At 40.2% G+C, this 22,522-nt stretch carries 17 protein-coding genes; 7 read left to right on the plus strand and 10 right to left on the minus strand.

Going from position 1 to position 22,522, the window contains the following annotated elements; genetic code table 11:
• The first annotated feature begins 40 nt into the window (after positions 1 to 40).
• Together mutS and B0O44_RS01325 are read left to right on the plus strand one after the other, a co-directional pair.
• Positions 41 to 2,650 carry a DNA mismatch repair protein MutS gene (gene mutS, locus B0O44_RS01320; RefSeq protein WP_110826896.1) on the plus strand — a complete coding sequence of 870 codons (2,610 nt, stop codon included), beginning with the start codon at positions 41 to 43 and terminating at the stop codon, positions 2,648 to 2,650.
• Between the two features lie 4 nt (positions 2,651 to 2,654).
• Entirely contained in the window at positions 2,655 to 3,182 is a 528-nt protein-coding gene (locus tag B0O44_RS01325; RefSeq protein WP_110826897.1) for a C40 family peptidase, read from the plus strand.
• Positions 3,183 to 3,312: 130 nt separating this feature from the next.
• On the opposite strand, the gene B0O44_RS01330 is transcribed toward B0O44_RS01325, so the two are convergent.
• Both B0O44_RS01330 and B0O44_RS01335 read right to left on the minus strand, forming a co-directional pair.
• Entirely contained in the window at positions 3,313 to 5,220 is a 1,908-nt protein-coding gene (locus B0O44_RS01330; protein ID WP_110826898.1) for a DUF3857 domain-containing protein, read from the minus strand.
• On the minus strand, positions 5,217 to 7,193 hold the full coding sequence (locus B0O44_RS01335) for a DUF3857 domain-containing protein (protein ID WP_110826899.1): 1,977 nt from the start codon (positions 7,191 to 7,193) through the stop codon (positions 5,217 to 5,219). The genes B0O44_RS01330 and B0O44_RS01335 overlap by 4 nt, the downstream gene beginning before the upstream one ends.
• A 192-nt stretch (positions 7,194 to 7,385) precedes the next feature.
• On the opposite strand from B0O44_RS01335, the gene B0O44_RS01340 reads away from it, so the two are divergent.
• Both B0O44_RS01340 and B0O44_RS01345 read left to right on the plus strand, forming a co-directional pair.
• Entirely contained in the window at positions 7,386 to 8,351 is a 966-nt protein-coding gene (locus B0O44_RS01340) for a 3'-5' exonuclease (protein WP_110826900.1), read from the plus strand.
• Between the two features lie 3 nt (positions 8,352 to 8,354).
• Entirely contained in the window at positions 8,355 to 10,223 is a 1,869-nt protein-coding gene (locus B0O44_RS01345) for a M1 family metallopeptidase (RefSeq protein WP_110826901.1), read from the plus strand.
• A 13-nt stretch (positions 10,224 to 10,236) separates the two neighbouring features.
• On the opposite strand, the gene queG is transcribed toward B0O44_RS01345, so the two are convergent.
• Positions 10,237 to 11,175 carry a tRNA epoxyqueuosine(34) reductase QueG gene (queG, locus tag B0O44_RS01350; protein ID WP_110826902.1) on the minus strand — a complete coding sequence of 313 codons (939 nt, stop codon included), beginning with the start codon at positions 11,173 to 11,175 and terminating at the stop codon, positions 10,237 to 10,239.
• 76 nt (positions 11,176 to 11,251) lie between these two features.
• Here queG and B0O44_RS01355 point away from each other — a divergent pair, with 76 nt between their 5' ends.
• Positions 11,252 to 11,455 carry a hypothetical protein gene (locus B0O44_RS01355; protein ID WP_110826903.1) on the plus strand — a complete coding sequence of 68 codons (204 nt, stop codon included), beginning with the start codon at positions 11,252 to 11,254 and terminating at the stop codon, positions 11,453 to 11,455.
• Positions 11,456 to 11,458: 3 nt separating this feature from the next.
• On the opposite strand, the gene B0O44_RS01360 is transcribed toward B0O44_RS01355, so the two are convergent.
• From B0O44_RS01360 to pdxH, 4 genes are read right to left on the minus strand one after another with little or no spacing between them, the layout of a single operon-like run.
• Positions 11,459 to 12,967 (minus strand): carbon-nitrogen hydrolase family protein, encoded by a 1,509-nt coding sequence (locus B0O44_RS01360; RefSeq protein WP_110826904.1) that lies wholly within the window; start codon positions 12,965 to 12,967, stop codon positions 11,459 to 11,461.
• Between the two features lie 46 nt (positions 12,968 to 13,013).
• A complete protein-coding gene (ruvB, locus tag B0O44_RS01365; protein ID WP_110826905.1) occupies positions 13,014 to 14,036 on the minus strand; it encodes a Holliday junction branch migration DNA helicase RuvB in 1,023 nt (340 codons plus the stop codon).
• Between the two features lie 26 nt (positions 14,037 to 14,062).
• The gene (locus B0O44_RS01370) at positions 14,063 to 14,953 is read right to left on the minus strand and encodes a 3-hydroxybutyryl-CoA dehydrogenase (RefSeq protein ID WP_110826906.1); all 891 of its coding nucleotides are present in this window, start codon (positions 14,951 to 14,953) and stop codon (positions 14,063 to 14,065) included.
• 19 nt (positions 14,954 to 14,972) lie between these two features.
• Positions 14,973 to 15,623 carry a pyridoxamine 5'-phosphate oxidase gene (gene pdxH / locus B0O44_RS01375; RefSeq protein ID WP_110826907.1) on the minus strand — a complete coding sequence of 217 codons (651 nt, stop codon included), beginning with the start codon at positions 15,621 to 15,623 and terminating at the stop codon, positions 14,973 to 14,975.
• Between the two features lie 49 nt (positions 15,624 to 15,672).
• Here pdxH and B0O44_RS01380 point away from each other — a divergent pair, with 49 nt between their 5' ends.
• Positions 15,673 to 16,236: a YqgE/AlgH family protein gene (locus B0O44_RS01380; protein WP_110826908.1), complete on the plus strand. Its 564-nt coding sequence runs from the start codon at positions 15,673 to 15,675 to the stop codon at positions 16,234 to 16,236.
• Positions 16,237 to 16,295: 59 nt separating this feature from the next.
• On the opposite strand, the gene purE is transcribed toward B0O44_RS01380, so the two are convergent.
• Positions 16,296 to 16,787, minus strand: coding sequence for a 5-(carboxyamino)imidazole ribonucleotide mutase (gene purE, locus B0O44_RS01385; RefSeq protein ID WP_110826909.1), 492 nt, complete (start codon positions 16,785 to 16,787; stop codon positions 16,296 to 16,298).
• 1 nt (position 16,788) lies between these two features.
• Positions 16,789 to 17,928: a 5-(carboxyamino)imidazole ribonucleotide synthase gene (locus B0O44_RS01390; protein ID WP_110826910.1), complete on the minus strand. Its 1,140-nt coding sequence runs from the start codon at positions 17,926 to 17,928 to the stop codon at positions 16,789 to 16,791.
• Positions 17,929 to 17,984: 56 nt separating this feature from the next.
• Here B0O44_RS01390 and B0O44_RS01395 point away from each other — a divergent pair, with 56 nt between their 5' ends.
• Positions 17,985 to 19,175: a BaiN/RdsA family NAD(P)/FAD-dependent oxidoreductase gene (locus tag B0O44_RS01395; protein WP_110827506.1), complete on the plus strand. Its 1,191-nt coding sequence runs from the start codon at positions 17,985 to 17,987 to the stop codon at positions 19,173 to 19,175.
• 17 nt (positions 19,176 to 19,192) lie between these two features.
• Here B0O44_RS01395 and B0O44_RS01400 read toward each other — a convergent pair whose 3' ends face one another.
• Entirely contained in the window at positions 19,193 to 22,459 is a 3,267-nt protein-coding gene (locus tag B0O44_RS01400; RefSeq protein ID WP_110826911.1) for an amidohydrolase family protein, read from the minus strand.
• Positions 22,460 to 22,522: the final 63 nt, after the last annotated feature.

Genomic DNA, 22,522 nt, shown 5'->3' on the forward strand with positions numbered 1-22,522 from the left:
TTCTAGATAGTATATTTACGATTTTGTAAATAGAATCATTTTGGCCAAAGATAAGACTAAAGAAACACCATTAATGCAGCAATACAATGCCATTAAAGCAAAGTATCCGGGCGCATTATTATTGTTTAGAGTAGGAGATTTTTACGAGACTTTTGGAGAAGACGCGGTGAAAACTGCGCAGATATTAGGAATTGTATTAACCAGAAGGGGCAATGGGCCCGGAGGACACATTGAGCTGGCAGGATTTCCACACCACTCCCTTGAGAATTACTTATCTAAATTGGTGAGGGCAGGCCAACGTGTTGCCATCTGTGATCAGCTCGAAGATCCTAAGAGTACTAAAACCATTGTAAAAAGGGGGGTGACGGAACTGGTTACACCAGGAGTTGCCTATAATGACAATATCCTGAGCCAAAAATCCAATAATTATCTCGCAGCAGTTTATTTTGATAAGAGCCTGATCGGTGTATCCTTACTGGATATTTCTACTGGCGAATTTTTTGTAGCTCAGGGAAATGCAGAATACATCGATAAAGTTTTACAGGGTTTTAAACCCAGGGAAGTTGTCTTCCAAAAAAACAGAAAGCAGGATTTTATGGAGCTTTTTGGAGACAAATTTTATACATATACCCTTGATGACTGGGCTTTTACAATAGATTATGCAAATGAAACTTTAACCAAACATTTTGAAGTTGCTTCTTTAAAAGGTTTTGGAGTGGATAAATTACAGACTGGTTTGGTCGCAGCAGGGGTAGTACTTCATTATCTGAATGAAACCGAACACCGTAATTTAAAGCATATTACTTCTATATCCAGACTGGAAGAAGACCGTTTTATGTGGCTGGACCGTTTTACCGTAAGAAACCTGGAACTGGTCAGTACTTCTAATGATAATGCGGTTACCTTATTTGATGTGCTGGATCAGACCAGTACCCCTATGGGCGCGCGATTGCTTCACAAGTGGATCATTATGCCGCTAAAGGAATTAAAACCAATACAGGAACGGCTTGGGATGGTGGAGCATCTGGTGGAACACAGGGAGCTTTCCGAGGAGCTGCTGTCTCATATAAAACAAATTGGTGATCTGGAAAGGTTGATTTCTAAAGTTGGGTTACTTAAAGTGGGGCCACGTGAACTTTGTCAGCTAAAAAAGGCCTTGTATCATATAGAAGAAGTAAAAAAGTTAATTGAAAATTCTAAGAACCCTTTCCTGAACGCTCTTGCGGATCAACTCAATCCATGTCTGTCCATCAGGGAGAAATTGGAAAGGGAATTGTTTCCAGACCCTCCGGCTTTATTGATCAAAGGTAATGTAATTGCCGATGGAATAGATGAAGAACTTGACCGCTTGCGTAAGATATCCTTTGGCGGAAAAGATTATTTGATTGAAATACAGAAGAGGGAAGCTGCAGCAACAGGTATCCCTTCTCTTAAAATCGCTTTTAATAATGTATTTGGATATTACCTGGAAGTTACACATACCCACAAAGATAAAGTGCCCGCTGACTGGCTCCGTAAACAAACCCTTGTCAATGCAGAGCGGTACATTACACCGGAACTGAAAGAATATGAAGAACAAATATTAGGTGCAGAGGAGAAGATCCAGCAAATTGAGGTCCGTTTATATAATGAGTTAATGTATCAGGTTTCTACTTATATCAAACCTATACAATTGAATGCTTATCAGGTTGCACAGCTGGACGTTATGCTTTGTTTTTCGCAGCTTGCTATCCACAATCATTACGTAAAACCCGAACTGAATACAAAAAAAGTTCTGGACATTAAAGGCGGCCGGCACCCTGTTATAGAAAAAAGACTCGCTGTTGGGGAGGAATATATCACCAATGATGTTTTCCTGGACAATGAAAGTCAGCAGATTATTATCATTACAGGTCCCAACATGTCGGGTAAGTCTGCTATACTAAGACAAACGGGTTTGATTGTACTGATGGCCCAGATGGGCTGTTTTGTGCCGGCCAAGGCAGCAACAATCGGTCTGGTCGATAAGATTTTTACCCGGGTTGGTGCTTCCGATAATCTTTCTTCCGGAGAAAGTACCTTCATGGTTGAAATGAATGAGACGGCTAGTATTTTAAACAATATTTCTGATAACAGTTTAATTCTTTTAGATGAGATCGGAAGGGGAACGAGTACTTATGATGGAATCTCTATTGCATGGGCCATAGCAGAGTTTTTGCATACACATCCAACAGCCAAACCCAAAACACTGTTTGCAACCCATTATCATGAGCTGAATGAACTGGCCAATACCATGGCCCGGATTAAGAATTTCAATGTATCGATCAAAGAAGTAGGTAATAAAGTAATCTTTTTAAGGAAATTAGTACCTGGTGGAAGTGAACACAGTTTTGGTATTCATGTTGCTAAGATGGCTGGTATGCCTCCAAAATTAATAGCAAGGGCCAATGAAATTCTTAAAAAGCTTGAAATTGACAGAACTGAAGGCCAAAGTATTAAAGATAGCATTAAGAAGGTCCAGAACCAGGCTTATCAACTGCACATGTTTGCTGTAGATGACCCTATTCTTGTCAAAATACGCGATATGTTAAATAACCTTGATGTAAACGTACTTACGCCAGTGGAAGCATTGCTTAAACTTGATGAGATACAAAGACTGATTAAACAATAGAATTATGAAGAAGAACCTGTCTGCTAAATTAAAAAGCGTTCCCCGCAGTAGTTTATGGACAGTAGCGGTATTGATGCTGCTTTTATCTGCTTGTGGATCAAGAAAGTATACGGTTAAAAACACGGCTTCAGCCGCTGCAGCAGCTGAAGCAATGGGAAAATTAAAAAATAAATCGCTTTACAGGTTTATTACCGATTGGTCGGGTGTACGCTACAGGCTGGGTGGTTTGGATAAAAACGGGATAGACTGTTCCGGTTTTGCCTTATTGTTGGAAAAAAATATTTATGGAATAGATTTACCCCGGCGCTCTAAGGATCAGGCTCAGGTGATCAGAGATAAGGATTGGGGCCAGCTCAGAGAAGGTGACCTGATTTTCTTTTCTTTTGGAGGTGCAGAAGTAGATCATGTGGGCATTTATCTTAATGATGATTTTTTTGTCCATGCTTCTACAACCCGTGGCGTCGTTGTGGATAATATAAAACTTCCTGCCTATCAGAAAGCACTGGTGAAAGCAGGGCCTGTGAAAAATTGATCTGTTTAAGAAATGATAAAAAAATCTAAAGAAGATTATTCTTTTTGGACAAAATATAAAAGATTTGCCAGCACAGAAATTATTATGTATTTGATTATGATTCTGGGTATTGGCCTTGGGATCCTTATACTTAGTTGAGGTTAAACACCACCTTGGTATAATCATTTCGGTTAACCTGTAGAATAAAATCAGAAAAGTCCCTGTATTTCTCCGCAGGATAAGAACCGCTTTTTAAAGTGAATTTCCGCGTATAAGATATTTTATTTCCGGTTTGAGTCATTTTCATATGATAAGTGCCAAATTCTGATGCCAAATTTATTTCTTGCGGGCCAGCCTCTATTTTGTAATTTGAAGGGAGACTATACGTTAAATAATCTTCTTCTGAGTAACCACGGCCAATATAAAGAGGTCTTTTTCTATTCATGACGTCTGGGGCAGCATTCATTTTGTTGAAAGCATTAAGGACCAGATATGAGCGGCTTTGCGTTTGTGGTACATAATTTTTGATGACCAGATCAAAGGATTCTGTCGTTTGCGGATCTTCTGTTTTTAGTTGATTGAACTTGACATTACTGAAATTTATATTATCCAGGTCATAAAGTCTTTTGAGCGATTTAAGCTGCTCCTCAGGTGATTCTGCAATAAGCTGTTCATAGTTGTCGTATTGAGCGCCTTTAAAACTGGTATTTAGTTTTCCTTTTACATTGCCATTTTCATCCACAAAAAGTTCTGCCGATCTCTGGGTTAGATTTTTTTCCGCAGAAAGTATTGGTGTTTGTAAAATTTTTCCGCCATTTTCTGTACACGCCAAGACCAATCTGTCATCCGTAAAATCACCCAGAAAACCAAAAGGTGAAGTTTGGCTGGTACATTCCAGCCAGGTTGTATCGGTTTTAAATGGAAGGCACAAAATCACATGATTGGCTTGATCCATACTGGCAAAATTTTTATCAAGGCTTCTTTTCCTGCTTCCGGCAAAAACAATACAGTAGTAAGAAGGAACATCAGCCAACCTTAATAAGCACTGTGTATAACTCACCAGGGCCTTACAATCTCCGTAGCCCAAGCGGTCTACCTCCATTGCAGGCATAGGTTGAAATCCTCCTAAGCCAATTTGTACACTGATGTATCTTGTTTTTTGCTGGACATAGGAATAGATTCTTCTGGCTTTTTCTTTAGGATCAGATAGACCATCAATCAGTTCTTTGACCTTTTCTGCCATTTCGGGACTGGTATTTTGTTTTTTAGAAACCAAATCGGTATAAATCCATTTTCCAAGTTCCTCCCAGTTGTTATAACTGCCTTTTGAACTGTAATAAATAAAATCCTGGGGCGCGATTTTTACATGTATTCTGTATTCATCTGGATTTGGGGCATAAGGTTCGGGTTTAAATGCAGGGATCTGTTTTACTTCCCAGTAATAGGACTGGCTCTTTTGGTCTTTTGTTTCGCTAGGTTGCCCCTGAAAATTATAGGCTTTAATATTGAGTTTTACATCCGGCTTACAGAGAAAAAGATAGGAGCTTTTTTCTACTGAAACATCTGAATAAGGGGTGGCGTACCATTCGGGAATAAGGAGGTTTTGTTTATTTCTGATCTCATATTCATAAACAATAGTATAGGGATAATTGACCATATTAGGGTTAAAGTGTTTAACCCTGTCATCCTCGTATAAAGAAAAGCTGCTGATGGCGCTTTCGTCCGTAAAATCACTTTGACTGAACTTTTTAATGAGTTTACCTTCTTCATCGTAAATTGCCCCTTTGACGCCTCTGATGATTGAATTTTTATTATAAAAAAGAACCTGTCCTGCTTTTTCTTCTCCGTTTTTATTCAGAACAGTTAATACCTCTTTTACAGTTAAAATAACTTCGTCAGGTGCTTTCATATCCACAACAGTTTCCATATTTCTAATCACAGCATTTGCGCGGTTCTTTAACTCGGGGGCAATGTCTGCAGCCTTATAGATAATTTGCTGGGCACTTACTATACAAACAGGATAGAATAAAGCAAAAATGAGTACTTTTTTTAACATCATATTGCTTTTTTAAGGATAACGTCTGTCTTTTGTTGCTGGATCATCCGGCTGAATAGTTCTTTCAAGGATAGGTATTCATCGGGACCATATAATGCCTTGTTCAATTGAAAAAGCTGAGTAAAGTTTAATACACCATCATTGAAGCTGACATCCGTCAGATATTTCCCTCCGTTTTGAGCCAGGGCAATGGCAAGATTCTTTGGATGGTCTGCTAGCTGGAAATTATCGGGGATTTTCAATAAAATGGTTACCCTGTCTTCCTTGGCGGCGCCCAAATCTACAGGGTAAGTTCTTTCATTCAGGTTGAAAGGATTTTTACTTGTTTTGTCGATGAAAAATGGATTAAAATATATCTGCCCGGCTTTCATGTCATATTGCGATTTCATTTCTATCTCGTAATCTTCCACCAGGGGGTTATCGAGGCTGTCAATATTTGAAATCTGATGGTGAAGAATGCGGAGGCCTGGCATCTGTTCATTTAATTTTTCTGCATACAACTCCGCGGAGCCAGCTTCTTCTATTTTTTTTCTTTTGTTAAATGCAGAATAACCAGAGGAATAGGTGATCAGGTGGCCCGTAATTTTACCTTCGGAAGAGAGACTGCCTGTAAAGGTATACCTGTTTATATCCTTTTGATTCGCTTTGATGTCATACCAATAAGAAGGTTTGGTTAAACTAATTACCCTGCCTCTTTCATTCATGCAACGGAGTGGCAGTAAACCAAAAGGAAGGAGAGGCTCGGAAGCATCCAGTAGATAACTTTTATCGGCAATGTTTATTTTTGCAATTACATAATTAAAATTACTAATCACCGGATACAAATCGCTTATGATTCCGTTTTCTCTGGTTGAAAGGACCAGGGCCTCCGCATCAAGCCCGGCGGAGCTTAATGCGGCAATTAAAGCCAGGTTGATGTCTCCAATATTTCCACTATGCGTTTCCAGAGATTTTTTGATGGCATTTTCACCATACTTTCCGTAATATCTGTTCCAGCGTATATTTTTCTTAATGTAAGCATATATGGCCTTGGCTTTACTCAGTTCATCGGGTTGGTCTTTGAGAATTTCCGGTAAGATCTCCTTGAAAGCATCTTTTCTTTTCATTTGGCCCCCAAATGACTTCTCATTTTTTAATTCGTAATCAACATCTTTCCAGGTTTTGGTAATGTTGTTTTTTCCCCCGTTTAAATGCTGGACATCCGAGAGTTCAAAATAAATCGCAGATCTGAAGTTAGTGGCAGCGGTCATATAGCTTTCTTCTATGAAAGCCGGGATATCCTTCATGATATAGCTCAGTCTAGAGCAGTCTATTTTAGACCCCTGGATTCTTAAACATTCCCTGCTGATTTCTGCATTCTGACTGGTCAGTTTTAGAAAACCCCTTATGGATGCATTGAAATTATAAATGGCGGGGATCATAGCGATAAACTCACTTTGGATTTTTGGGATAGGCGATTGAAATTCCCAGGTCACGAAGTTGAAAATATTCTTTTTGTTAAGGGTATAGCTGTATTCTATAATACTGCCTTCCTTAAGGTTAGGCATAGCAAATTTTTTAACATTTAGATATTTGCTCCGGTTTTCAAGAAATATTTGTTTATTATCGAGGTCTGTTCTGACCATAATTCCGTCCGAGGGACTAAAAGTACAAGCGGTGAGCTCTGTAATCTCATCATCTCTATCCGTATACCGCCACAGAGGAATTTGAATATTTCCATGCTCAAATCCATTTTTATTCAGAATTTTTATACGGACATGGTATTTATAATCTACATAGCTGTAACCGTAGTTGTCTTCGATTTGTATAGAGGCTGTTCCAAATTCTTTCAGGACGATTGCATTGGCATTACTATCGGTTTTTGCATGTTTTATTTGTATATCCTCGACACTGATTTTTCCAAATTCAAAATCCTGGGCATGAAGACAATTGGTGTAAAAAAGGAAGGGAATAATAAAGAAAAATATTTTTTTCATTGAAGCGTTTGATTTTTATGCAATTTAGATTTCTATGCTCTTATGAGCAAATAAAGTAGAAATTAATGAATGATTTTTACGACTTTTGAAAGGCTTGATTAAAAACGATCATAAAGATCATAGCAGATATCATTCAGTAAGCCTTTAACCATATAAAGGTTCCATCTGACAGAAAATAATTAATATAAACAGATGAAATTAAAATTAAAACGCCCTATTGCTTTTTTTGACCTGGAGACAACAGGTGTAAATGTCGGATCAGATCGTATTGTTGAGATTGCTATATTAAAAGCAATGCCGGATGGGACTGAAGAAATTAAAACACTAAGAATAAATCCTGAAATGCCGATACCACTTTCTTCATCTCTCATTCATGGAATTTATGATGAAGATGTTGCACAAGAGCAAACCTTTAAGCAAGCTGCCCGAGAACTGGCCGATTTTATTGGAGAGGCTGACCTTGCTGGATATAATTCCAATCGTTTTGACATACCCGTCCTTTTAGAGGAGTTTTTAAAAGCAGGTATTGACTTTGATATGTCGGACAGAAAGTTTGTTGATGTGCAAAATATTTTTCATCAAATGGAACAGCGCACGCTAAAAGCGGCTTATAAATTCTATTGCAATAAAGAAATTATTAATGCACATTCCGCAGAAGCAGACATAAAAGCAACTTATGAGGTTTTGCTGGCGCAAATAGAACGTTATCAGGATACCGATTTTGAGGATAAAGAAGGAAAGGTCTCAAAACCTGTCCAGAACGATGTAGAAGCCCTTCATGTTTTTACGAATATGAACAAACCAGTCGATTTTGCAGGCAGGATGGTCTATAATGAAGAAGGAGAAGAGACTTTTAATTTTGGCAAGCATAAAGGTAAAACGGTTGAACAGGTTTTTGATATAGAACCCAGTTATTATGCCTGGATGAAACAGGGCGATTTTCCGTTATATACCAAGAAAAAACTGGAAGAAATCTGGTCCAGGTGGAATAAAAAGAAAGAACAAAATAAAGGGCAAAAAGCTCCGGCGGTGAACAAACCTGCAGCAGTACCCAGACCTAATTTTGTCAATAATAATCCGCAGCCTAAAAAAGAAAAGCCTGCCGCTGAGGTGACCAATGACATGTTGGAACAATTAAAAATGAAATTCGGAAAGTAATTTATGGTCAATAAGTTAAGTCTATCTTTATTGTTCCTGGTATGGTCAGGGGCTTTATGGGCGCAGGAAACTTTGCCAGTGCCGGTAGCAATTCAAAATGCCTACGATAAATCAACCAGAAGTTTAAGTGGGAAGCCAGGGTCGAAATACTGGCAGAATACCGCCGACTACGATCTTAAGGTTAATTTTGATCCACTGACCAGACTTGTAAAAGGAACAGCCGATATTGTCTATGTAAACAACAGCCCAGATTCTTTAAAACAGATCTGGTTTAAATTGTACCCTAACCTGTATAAAAAAGGGGTAGAGAGGAAAGCTAAACTCGCCGAGGCAGACCTTGGAGAAGGTGTGCAGATTTCTTCCATGAGAATAGGGGGAATAGCTCTTTCAAAGACTGACATGATAGAACAGGGGACTAATATGCATGTAAATGTTGCGGCTATAGCCCCAGGGAAAAGCATCAAAGTTAGTGTAAGTTATAGTTATGTTTTAAATAAAGGTTCGCACATGCGAACCGGACAAGTAGATGAAGGTTCACACTTTATCGCATATTTTTTTCCGAGAATTGCGGTTTATGATGACATTGACGGATGGAATAAGTATCCTTATACCGGAGAGGAAGAGTTTTATAATGATTTTTGCAATTTTAAGGCAGAGGTGGTTGTCCCTAAAAACTTTGTGGTGTGGGCCACAGGTGATTTAACGAATGCTTCTTCTGTTCTTAATCCTGTAATTGCAGAGCGTATTAAAAAAGCGGAACAATCAGATAGTGTAGTTAATGTAATTACCGAGGAAGACCTTAAGGCGGGCAATGTAACCAGGGATAAAGCTTTTAATACCTGGAAATTTGATGCGAAAAATGTAACAGATTTTGTTTTTGCAACCAGTGACCATTATTTGTGGAAGTCCAGCAGCCTTGTTGTTGATCTTAAAAATTCAAGACGAACAAGAGTGGATGCTGCATTTAACCCTTCTCATAAAGACTATTATGAAGTTATAGATTTTGCCCGTAAAACGGTAAAAGCAATGAGTTACGACTTTCCTAAATGGCCGTTCCCTTATTCACATGAAACAATATTTGACGGATTGGACCAGATGGAATATCCAATGATGGTGAATGATAATCCCCTGGAGAACCGGGAAAATGCCATCACACTGACCGTTCATGAAATATTTCATACCATGTTTCCATTTTACATGGGCGTTAACGAAACCAAGTACGGCTGGATGGATGAAGGCTGGGCAACGATCGGAGAGTGGCTCATTTCGCCTATGATAGAACCCTCGATGGTGGATGAATATGGTGTTGCTCAAACGGGGGCAACTTCCGGATCAAAAGACGATACGCCTGTAATGACTTTAACCCCTGATTTAAAAGGGTCGGGCAGTTTCACAGATTCTTATCCAAAACCTGGATTGGGATATTTGTATGTTAAAGATTATTTAGGAGATGAGTTGTTTACCAAGGCTTTACATCATTATATTGCTTCGTGGAACGGAAAACATCCTATGCCTTATGATTTCTTTTATAGTATGAATCAGGGATCCGGAAAAAATTTGAACTGGTTCTGGAAAAGATGGTTTTTTGATGATGGTGTAACTGATATGGGAATTGCAGCTGTGGAGCCAATTGACCAGGGATATCGTATTCAGGTGATCAATAAAAGTGTTAAGCCCATGCCTGTCGATTTGACATTGCTATATGAAGATGGCTCTACGGAAAAAATACACCAGTCCATAGGAGTATGGGAAAAGGGCAATAAAGAAGTGACTGTTGAAGTGAAGACTTCTAAAAAAATGAAGAAGGCCGAACTAGGAAGTACTTACGTTCCTGATAAGGACCGTGATGATAATATTTTTGTTTTAAAATAATAAAAAAGACCTCTTAAGAGGTCTTTTTTATGAATTCAATATTCCTGGTCAATCCTTTGAATTTTGTTCTTTTTACGGCTGAGTTTTTAAATATGGTTTTAAATACCTCATCGGTAATATCAAGCCAATCTTCTTTTTTCATTTCCAAAAGATTCTCTTTAGGTTTAAATAAAGGTTCAGCATGAGGAACTGAAAATCTGTTCCAGGGACACACATCCTGACATATATCGCATCCAAACATCCAGTTGTCCATTTTATCTCTGAAAGTCGCGGGGATTTCTTCTTTTAACTCTATAGTCAGGTAAGAAATACATTTTTTTGCATCGATGATGTACGGGGATAAGATGGCTTCTGTTGGACAGGCATCCATACATTTTGTGCAGGTTCCGCAATGGTCCGTTGTGAAGGGATGGTCATATTCCAGATCCAGGTCTACAATTAGTTCCGCCAAAAAGAAGAACGAACCGCTTTTTTTACTGATGATATTACTGTTTTTGCCTACCCAACCTATGCCTGATTTTTTAGCCCAGGCGCGGTCAAGTACGGGTGCTGAATCTACAAAAGCCCTGCCACTGACTTCTCCGATGTGTTCTCGGATAAATTCCAGTAATTGAAACAATTTATCTTTAATGACCAGGTGATAGTCTGTTCCATAAGCATATTTGGAGATCTTTGGGGCATTTTCATCGACCTGACGGTCCTGAGGGAAATAATTTAGGGTTAGAGAAATTACCGATTTTGCATCATCGACCAATAACCTTGGATCCAGTCTTTTGTCAAAATGGTTTTCCATATAACTCATTTTTCCATGGTGGTTCTGATGGAGCCATTTTTCTAGTCTGGGTGCCTCTTCTTCCAGAAAAACTGCCTGGGAAATGCCGCATTGCATAAAGCCAAGGCGCAAGGCCTCTTCCTTAATTATTTTGCTGTACCTGGATGAATTGTTTAGCATTTCAACTACAAAGATAAGGTTTCACCTGAAACCATTTAAAAGATCATTTGTTATATCTTAAACAAAACTTATAGATATGGAACCCATGCACAGACATGAGGAAGATCCTGAAAGACCTCATAAACCAATAGAAACCGATTATTCAAAACATCAGGAAGATCCCGGGCCCTCTCCCCAGGCCGTAAATGAGTACGACAAAAATGGGGCTGGTCCGATACTCAAGTGGATCATACCCATTTTAGTAATAGCTCTTTTGATATACTGGCTAATTTACCGTTAAATTTTATTTTAATAGTTTTACCTCATATAGATCTGTTCTGCGGTCTTTTAGTATTTTGACTGTACCAAAATGATGCAGTTCGTCCAGTAGGTGCAGATCTACATCCACAACAAGCATCATTTCTGTATTGGGGGTTGTTTCTGCTTTAACAGCATTGGTGGGAAAAGCGAAATCTGAGGGCGTAAAGACAGCAGACTGCGCAAATTGTATGTCCATATTGTTTACCTTCGGTAAATTCCCAACGCAACCGGCAATAGCAACATAACACTCATTCTCTATAGCCCTGGCCTGAGCGCATCTCCTTACCCTGGTGTAACCATTTTGCGTATCGGTAAGAAAAGGAACAAATAGAATCTGCATTCCCTGATCTGCATATATCCTGCTCAATTCGGGAAATTCCACATCGTAGCAAATCAATATGCCGATTTTACCACAATCGGTATCAAAGACCCTGATCCTGTCCCCGCCAACCATACCATAATATTTTAATTCATTTGGGGTGATGTGAATTTTTCTGTATTCCTCTGTTTTTCCACTTCTATGGCAGAGATAGGTGGCATTGTACAATTTGTTGTTTTCTACAATAGGCATGCTACCTGATATTACATTTACATTATAGGAGACTGCATATTCCTGAATTTTAGCGACAATTTCTTCTGTTCTTTCTGCAAGTTTACGCATCGCTTCCATTTCGGGCAGATGATTGTAGGGCTGGAGCAAGGGTGTGTTAAAGAGCTCAGGAAACATAATGAAATCAGATTTGTACCCGCTTACTGCATCTACAAAGAATTCCACTTGTTCATAAAAAGCTTCTATATCGGGAAATAGCCTCATTTGCCATTGTACCAGGCCAATCCTTATGGTTTTTGCAGAGCGTGCCGAGGCATCTATACCCTGATAATAGATATTGTTCCATTCTATTAAGGTGGCAAATTCTTTGGATTCATGATCTCCTGGTAGGTAATTCTTTAGTATTTTTCTAACATGGAAATCGTTGGAAAGCTGGAAGGTAAGCGTGGGATCAAATAACTCTTTGGCCTTAACCTTATCAATGTATTGCCGGGGGTTAAGTTTTGATGCATGTTCATGATAGCCAGGTATCCGTCCACCGGCAATAATGCTTTTCAGATTGAGGCTTTCACAAAGTTCCTTTCTCGCCTCGTATAACCTACGGCCAAGACGCAGGCCACGGTATTCCGGGGAAACAAAAATTTCTATTCCGTAAAGGGTATCTCCATGGGGATCGTGAGTAGAGAAAGTATAGTCTCCGGTGATCATCTGATAAGTGTGCTTGTCCCCGTATTCATCATAATCCACAATTATAGATAGGGAGCAGGCCACAACTTTATCATCGACAGCTATACATAACTGTCCTTCGGGAAACAATTTAAGTAATTTTGCAATGGATTGTTTACTCCAGATTTGCCCGCCCAGGGTATCATAGGCCTGGGCCATAGATTCTTTCAGGTCACTGTAATCCTTTAAGGTTAATTTTCTCAGCTCAATATTCATAAATGTCAGATTTCAACCGTTTATTGCCGGTTTGAAATCATAACAATTAAAACAGTCTTCCTGTTTGAGCCTGGTACTGTCTTTTTAAATGTGTATAAGCTGCCTCCGTCACTTCTCTTCCTCTTGAGGTGCGCATTAAATAGCCTTCCTGGATCAGAAAGGGTTCGTAAACTTCTTCAATGGTACCCTCATCTTCTCCAACAGCGGTTGCAATGGTTTTAAGGCCAACCGGGCCACCTTTGAACTTATCGATAATGGTCAACAAAATTTTGTTATCCATTTCATCCAGGCCGTGTTCATCCACATTTAATGCCGTTAAGGCAAAGCGTGCAATTTCGGTGTCAATTTCTCCGTTCCCTTTAATTTGCGCAAAATCTCTTGTTCTTCGCAACAAAGCGTTGGCAATTCTGGGAGTGCCCCTGCTTCGGCGCGCAATTTCATATGCACCTTCATCTGTGATTGGGGTTTTTAAAATTTCTGAAGAACGCTGGACTATGGTTGTGAGTAGTTTCGCATCATAATAGGCAAGACGGGCATTGATCCCAAATCTGGCCCTTAAGGGAGCTGTAAGCAAACCTGAACGTGTGGTTGCACCAACAAGGGTAAAGGGGTTGAGGTTAATCTGTACAGAGCGGGCATTTGGCCCGCTCTCCAGCATTATGTCAATTTTAAAGTCCTCCATAGCTGAATATAAATACTCTTCCACCAGTGGACTTAGACGATGAATTTCATCAATAAAAAGGATGTCGCCACTGTCCAGATTGGTTAGCAACCCGGCCAGATCGCCGGGTTTGTCCAAAACAGGACCAGATGTTACTTTGATCCCTGTATTCATTTCATTTGCAATGATATGGGAAAGCGTAGTTTTACCCAGGCCGGGAGGGCCGTGTAAAAGAACATGGTCCAGGGATTCCCCGCGCAACTTAGCGGCCTTTACAAAGATCTTCAGGTTTTCCATGATCTTGTCCTGACCTGTAAAATCTTCGAAAGCCTGCGGACGCAACACTTTTTCAATATCACGTTCTATGGGCGTTAGATTTTCAGAAGAAGGATCAAGATTTTCGTTCATGTTGTAAAGATAAAATATTGTGCAGACTAATTGCTGAACTTATCGGCAACTTTTGCCTCTTTTAATCCATTTGCATAGTTGTAAAAGCCTTCGCCAGATTTTACTCCTTTTTTACCTGCCATGACCATATTGACCAGAAGTGGGCAAGGGGCATATTTAGGGTTTCCAAAACCATCGTGAAGTACTTTTAATATGGCTAAACAAACATCGAGTCCAATAAAATCTGCAAGTTGTAACGGGCCCATAGGATGGGCCATACCCAATTTCATAACGGTATCTATTTCTTCTACGCCCGCAACACCTTCAAATAAGGTAAATACAGCTTCGTTAATCATTGGCATTAAAATACGGTTGGCTACAAAGCCGGGATAATCATTAACTTCAACTGGTACTTTGGCCAGTTTCTTTGAAAGTTCCATGACTGTTTGGGTCGTTTCATCACTGGTCGCATAGCCCCTGATCACCTCTACAAGCTTCATTACAGGTACCGGATTCATAAAATGCATTCCGATCACTTTGTCTCCCCTGGTGGTTACAGAAGCAATTTGTGTAATGGAAATAGAGGAAGTATTGCTCGCCAGAATAGCTTCTGGTTTGGCAAAAGCATTTAAATCTTTGAAGATTTTTAACTTCAGTTCCAGATTTTCGGTTGCAGCTTCGACAATAAGATCCGCTGTCTCAACACCAGTTTTAACGTCGGTTGATCTGATAATATGATTAAGGGTTTGTTGCTTGTCTTCCGTGGTGAGTGTGCCTTTTGAAACCTGTCTGTCCAGGTTCTTTTCAATAGTAGCCATTGCTCTGTCAAGGGCCTCGTCATTAATGTCTATTAACGTAACTTTATAGCCAAACTGGGCGAAAGTATGGGCAATACCATTACCCATGGTGCCAGAGCCAATTACTGAGATGTTGTTCATAAAATGAATATATTGGGTTTTAGGGTGCTAATCTACTAATAATCCAGTTGCCGTCCACTAGTTCATAATTGATCCGGTCATGAAGGCGGCTGGATCTGCCTTGCCAAAATTCTATCTGTGAGGGTTTTACCAGATAGCCGCCCCAGTGCTGGGGCCTTGGTATTTCTTTTCCCTGATATGCTGCCGTGAGTTCCTTCACCTTTTCTTCCAGGGACTCCCTGTTTTGCATTTTGGTGCTTTGAGGCGAGGCTGTAGCACCGATCTGACTTCCAATTGGACGGGAATGGAAATACTGATCTGAAACCTGGGCCGAAACTTTTGATACCGAACCATCAATCCTGACTTGTCTTTCCAGTTCAGGCCAGAAAAAAACCAGTGATGCCTGAGGATTCTCCGCAATTTCTTTTCCTTTTACACTATCGTAATTTGTAAAGAAAACGAAGCCATGCTGATCAAATCCTTTTAAAAGAACGATTCTGGCAGAAGGTTTTCCGGAGCGGTCTGCGGTAGCCAAGGTCATCACATTAGGCTCATAAAGTTTGGCATTCATTGCATCGGCAAACCATTTCGAAAATTGGTTTATAGGGTCCTGATCTGCATCCTGCTCTGAAAGTTCAGCAGAACGATAATCCTGTCTAAGATTTTGTAATGTTTCAGTGCTTAAGTCCATACTGCAAAAATAGGTTTTAGTTTATTCAAAATTATCAGTATTTTTCCGAATGTTAAGTCCATTAGAGCCATCTTCCGGTAAATTATTAATCTCGGAGCCATTCCTGAACGATCCGAATTTCAGGCGCTCGGTTGTACTGATTGCTGAATATTCAGAATTGGGAACTTTAGGTTTTGTCTTGAATCATAAAAGCAATTTGTTGCTGAGTGATTTATTACCAGACCTTGAACATGCTGATTTTCCCGTTTATTTTGGTGGACCCGTTGCTACCGATACGGTTCATTTTATACACCGGTGTTATGATAAAATGAATGACGGGGAAGAAATTGCACCGGGCATATATTGGGGCGGAAATTTTGAGACTCTGAGTATTTTGCTTAAAAACAACAGCGTTAGTCCTGAAGAAGTAAAATTTTTTGTAGGCTACTCGGGATGGGGGGAAGATCAGCTGGCGGATGAAATACGGGAAAATACCTGGATCGTTTCTGACCAGTATCATGCAGATGTAGTCTTTTCAGACAATGAAGAAGAGGTCTGGAGAGAAGTGATTATCAATCTGGGACCGAAATATGCACATTTAAGCAATTTCCCTCAGAATCCTAATTTAAATTAGAAAACCATCCGGGACCAGCTTCATTCCTGTATAGAACAAGAGAGGTCCCGGTAGGCAAATTAAAGATTTTCGAGCTCTGCTGCAGTGTCCTCTATCTTTTTCTTCAAATCATCTTTGTATTGCTGCATTTTAAGACTCAGTTCCGGGTTTGCAGTTGCAAGAATCTGAGCGGCCAGTAAACCTGCGTTTTTTGCTGCGTTCAATGCAACAGTTGCTACCGGAATTCCATTTGGCATTTGCAGAATAGATAAAATAGAATCCCATCCATCAATGGAATTAGAAGATTTTACCGGTACGCCAATCACAGGAAGAACGGTGATTGAAGCGACCATTCCCGGAAGATGGGCTGCTCCGCCTGCACCTGCTATGATTACTTTCAAACCTCTGGAGGCAGCTTCTTTTGCATAATTGAACATTCTTTCCGGCGTTCTATGTGCAGAAACCACCGTCATTTCAAATGCAATGTCAAATTCTTTTAAGATATCGGCAGCATCCTGCATGATGTGTAAATCCGATTTGCTGCCCATTATGATACCTACCTGTATACTCATATTATGAAATTACTTTTAATGTTTGTTTGATATAGTTTGCTTTTTCAACTGCATTTTCCCTGTTCTGGTCCACGATGGTAATGTGTCCCATTTTTCTAAAGGGTTTTGTATATTTTTTGCCATAAAGGTGAACGTAAACTCCATCGATTGCCATTACTCTTTCCAGACCATGATACCTGGCAACTCCGTCGTGGCCTTTTTCACCCAAAAGATTGATCATTACAGAATTACTGATGGTTCTGGTGTCTCCCAGGGGAAGATTAAAAATAGCCCTTAAGTGCTGGTCAAACTGGGAAACATAATTCCCTTCAATGGTCTGGTGCCCGCTGTTATGCGGTCTTGGTGCAAGTTCATTAACCAATATTTCACCATTTTTTGTAATGAACATCTCTACGGCAAGTAAACCAGTAATGTTTAAAGCCGAGGCAATGTTTTTGGCAATAGTTTCTGCCCTTTCTTGTACAGCCAAAGGATAGGTGGAGGGACTGATCAGAAACTCGACCAGATTGGCTTCCGGATTAAATTCCATTTCAACCAGTGGAAATGTTTTTACATCACCATTAGAATTTCTGGATACGATTACCGCAATTTCTTTTTCAAAGTCAATCAGCTGTTCAATCAGGCAGGGACCTTCAAAAGCTTTGTCAATGTCGTATTGATTTTCAATTCTCATTACCCCTTTGCCATCATAGCCATCCCTGCGTTGTTTTAATATATAAGGATAACTAAAACTGCTGTTGAACATTTCATCTTTGTTGTTCACCAGTTGGAAGGGTGCTGTCGGGATATCGTTTTCTTTAAAAAACTGTTTTTGTATCCCTTTGTCCTGGATCAGACGGATCACTCTGGATTGAGGAAAAACCTGCTTACCTTCTTTTTCCAGTTGTTCCAGGGCTTCTATGTTTACCTTTTCTATTTCAATAGTAATCACATCGGCTTTTTTTCCGAAATTATATACGGTATCAAAATCTGTTATAGAACCACATTCAAAGTAGTTTGCAATATGTTTGCAGGGGGCATCGGTATCGGGATCTAAAACCAGGCTGGTTACATTATAGTTAATGGCTTCCTGTATCAACATTCTTCCAAGCTGTCCACCACCAAGTATTCCTAATTTTAAATCACTAATCTGTTTTGCCATGTCAATATGAAAAAGTTATGCTTATTTTGCACAAAAATAACAATATAAACGGATTGATGGATGCTGATGCTATAATTATTGGAGCCGGGGCCTGTGGTTTAATGTGCGCAGTGCAGGCAGGTTTTCTTGGTAAAAAAGTTATTTTACTTGAAAAAGCGAATCAACCAGGGGCTAAAATTCTGATTTCAGGAGGAGGCCGTTGTAATTATACAAATTTGTATGCAACTGAGGAACAGTTTATTTCGGCAAATAAACATTTTCTTAAATCTGCTTTTACACAATGGACAGTAGAAGATACTATTGGCTTTTTTGAAACATATGGCATTACCGGTCAGGAGAAAACCTTGGGGCAGCTCTTTCCTGAAAATAAAAATGCAAAAGCTATTGTCGAGCTGTTCAGGGGGCTTTGCCAGGATATGGACCAGCAGATCAGGTGCAATGCAGAGGTTAAAGAGATTCACATTCTGGAAGAAGGTTTTACGGTCAGCTATGAAAAGGGGAGCAAAATATTCCATCTCCATGCCCCCAAGCTGGTCATTGCCACTGGTGGTTTGCCAATCCCCAAAATGGGGGCAACAGATTTTGCCCTGCGTTTTGCAAGGATGCATGGTCTTAATATTATTGAAACAGCTCCGGCTTTAGTACCCCTTACCATTACGGGTAAAGAAGAAGAATGGTATGCCAGGCTTTCGGGTAACGCTGTATTTTGCGAACTGAGCAATGACCGGATTTCCTTCGAAGAGAACCTTCTGTTTACCCATTGGGGTTTAAGCGGCCCGGCTGTACTTCAGATTTCTTCCTATTGGAGAAAAGGTGAAAGCATTAATGTTAACCTTTTACCCCATCAGAACATTTCAGAACTTATAGAGAAGGAAAGGGCTGGGAATGGCAAAACACTGCTGTCTTCTCTGTTTAACAGACTGTATACAAGGAAATTTACAGAAGCCCTTTCAAAATACCTGCCTGTAGATAAGCCTGTCGGGGCCCTGACCAAAATAGAAATGGAATATATTCATCAAACCATTCATTTGTTTAAAGTCAAACCGGCGGGAGACAAGGGCTACGATAAGGCAGAAGTGATGCGTGGGGGCATAGATACCAGGGAGTTATCTTCTAAAACCCTGGAATGCAAAAAAATACCTGGTCTTTATTTTGGAGGGGAATGTATAGATATAACCGGCTGGCTAGGTGGTTATAATTTTCAATGGGCCTGGGCAAGTGCTTTTGTGATCGCCCAGGCATTGTAATCTTTTTAAAAATAATTTTAATCACATTCAGGCACTGTATAAGTCCATGTTTCTGAGGCATCTGTAGGCATAGCATATCCAGTGCCTTTATTAAGTTCAAACCAAAGTTTTCCTCTTAATTTATCCCTGCTGCCTATTTCATTCATGGTCATGCTGTCATAAATCCTTCCATTAACCATTACGTATTTTATTTTTTCAGAATTTCTGATGTCCTCCAATGGGTTTGCATCCATCACAATGAGGTCACCAAGTTTACCCTTTTCCAGTGAGCCGATCTCTTTATCCATTCCAAGGTAAAGCGCGCCATTTACAGTTGCACATTTAATGGCCTGCATAGGCGTCATTCCTCCTTGTACCAGCATCCAAAGTTCCCAGTGGGCTCCAAGACCCTGTATCTGACCATGGGCGCCCAGGTTTACTTTTGTTCCGCCATCGGCAATTTGTTTAACTGCTTTTGCGACTTCAATATGTCCGTAATCTCCATATTCAGAGGTTGTTCTTCTTCTGGACCTTGCGTCAATAATTGACCTAGGTGTAAAGGCAAGCAGTCTTTCGTTTTCCCAAACGTTTGTCCGGTCGTACCAGTAATTTTCTCCCCACTGAGCACCATAGGCCACAATCAGGGTTGGGGTATATGCTACTCCGGTATTGTTCCAGAAAGCTTTGACATCTTTGTAAACAGGAACTACGGGTATGCTGTGTTCTATGCCCGTATGACCATCAGCAATCATATTCATATTGGTAAAGAAGGTTGAGCCTCCTTCAGGAACAACTTCCATTTTGAGTTGTCTTGCTGCCTCCAGTATCTGCTGGCGTTGTGATCTTCTGGGCTGGTTGTAAGATTTTACAGAAAAGGCACCTACTGCTTTTAGTCTGCGCAGATTTGACAGGGCATCTTCAAGATTATTGATCACAACTTTAAAATCTCCTTCGGCACCATACAAAATTGAGCCAGTGGAATACAAACGGGGGCCAACCATTCTTCCTGCTTTTAACATTTCACTTTGGCTAAATACCATGACTGTATTACTGGAGGGATCATGGGAAGTAGTGACACCAAAGGCAAGGTTTGTCAGATAAGCCCAGTTTTGCTGTGGGATAAGCCCATCTGGGCTGCTCGGTAAATGTGCGTGAACATCTACAATACCTGGCATTATGGTTTTTCCATAGACATCTATCACTTTTGCACCAGGGGGGATCGTAACCTGATCCACCTTACCGATACCAATGATTTTGTTGTTTTCCAGCAGTATAGTGCCTTCATCTATCACTTGATTGTCTCCATTCATTGTTAATATTCTGGCCCCTTTTAAAGCCAGAAGCCCAGTAGGGACATCCGTTTTCAGGCTGAGCCCCATTGGAATTCCGTCGGCAGGAATTACCTGGGCTGTATTGGTTGTGCTCTGGTTATTTTCTTCTGCAAAGGGAAAAAGAGAACTGACGTTTTTGCCATAATATCTTTCCCCAACAGTCCAGAACAGGTTTTTACTATCATTTCCCCAATGGATATAAATTCCTCCATCACTGGGGATTTTTGTTAAAGGAATAGATTTGTTAACCGAGGAAAGGTCCAGTTCAGTGCCTGTAGTCACCATAGGGGTAATATATACATTGAACAATTCGGTAAAGGCCATCCATTTTCCATCAGGACTTGGTGCAAATTCAGTCGCGTAAGTGGACGTATAATGTGTTCTTTCATTTGCGCCATTCAGGTCAATACTTTTATAACTTTTTTTGCCGTTGCTGTAGCTTTGAAAATAGATGCGGCTGTCATCTGCATTGAACCTTGGTTTGATGCCGTTTTCCGAAACAAGCAGTTTATTGCCTCCATTAGAAGATATGGTAAAGATGCCCGTGTTTTTTCCATAAGAAAAACCCAGCATGCCATTTCCGCTTCCTTTTCTATATACAATTTTATCTCCTTTTGTGGAATAGACCGGTGAGAAATAGAAGCCCTTTTCGTCACTGAGGGTAATGGTCTTTCCGGACTTAAGATCAGTACGTTTTATAGCACCTTTAAACTCATCGCTCCAGGTGGTGTATACGAGGTAACGTCCATCCGGGCTAAAGGAAGGTTCAAATTCAAAATCTATTCCACTAGTCAATCTTTCAGGTTTTCCTTCCGGTAATTCTTTTTTATACAAATAACCGGCTGCACTGAATACAACGGTTTTTCCATCAGGGGACGTACAAAGCTGACGGATCATTTTTACCGTAAAATCTTCCGTGAAAACCTGCTGCGGAAAATGTAAAGCCTCCTGTACAGTTTGGTTGCTGGTTACTTCAAAGGGAACCTCTGCTGATTGGAGACTGGAGAGCTCCAGTTTTCTGATTTTGCCTTTGGCATAAAAAATAAGGTTTTTGGAATCTGGTGTCCAGGCAAAATTTGGATAAACACCAAATATGGCCCAGGTTTCCTGTTGATCATGAGAAAGATCATCGTATACAGGCCATTCTTCACCTGTCCTGGTATTTTGTACATACAAGACCGACTTTAATCGCACTCTTTTTACATAAGCCATAAATTTGGCATCAGGCGAAATCTGTGGCCGCACGGCGCCACCCTGTACGGCAATGAAGTCGCTCAGTTTACCGTTGCTTAAATCAAGTCTCCGGATGGCATAGATCATTCCATTGGGATCTTTGCTGTACTGAAAATCAGGTCCGGGGCTTACATCTTCACTAAAGTAAAGAAACCTGCCGTTAGGAGAAACATTAGGCTCGCCTGCGTCTTGCTGGTCATTTTTGCGTTTGGTCAGCTGTATACCTTCCCCGCCATAAATATTGTACATCCACATTTCTCCTGCACCGAGGGAACGGGTTCCTGTGTAGTGCTTTCTTGCAATAATGTATTCACTATTTGGCATCCAGGTGGCATTGTTTAACAAGCGAAAAGTTTCTTTGGTCACTTGCTTTTTCCCAGAACCGTCCCTGTTCATGATCCAGATGTTGTCTGCTCCACTTTTATCACTGGTATAAGAAATGTACTTTCCATTAGGACTGAAACGGGGTTGTACATCCCATGCAATGCCTCCACTGAGTAGTTGTGCTGTTCCACCGTTAATGGGCATCACATAAATATCTCCCAGCAGATCAAAAACAATTTCTTTTCCATCCGGGCTTACGTCAAGATTCATCCATGTGCCTTCATCTGTTGTAATGCTAAAGGATTTGGTATTGCCTTTATACTTTTCAATGTCCCATGCAGATGGGTCAGTTTTGTCCTGGGAAAATGACTGAAAAGCGGTAAGAGATAAAAATAAAAAGGTAAAGTATTTTTTCATAGTCAAAAGAAGTGTTTCTGGATCGTGTATCTTCGATGCCCAAACCCCCATGCGTTTTATTTG

The sequence above is a fragment of the Pedobacter nutrimenti genome (assembly GCF_003208655.1).
Lineage (GTDB): Bacteria > Bacteroidota > Bacteroidia > Sphingobacteriales > Sphingobacteriaceae > Pedobacter > Pedobacter nutrimenti.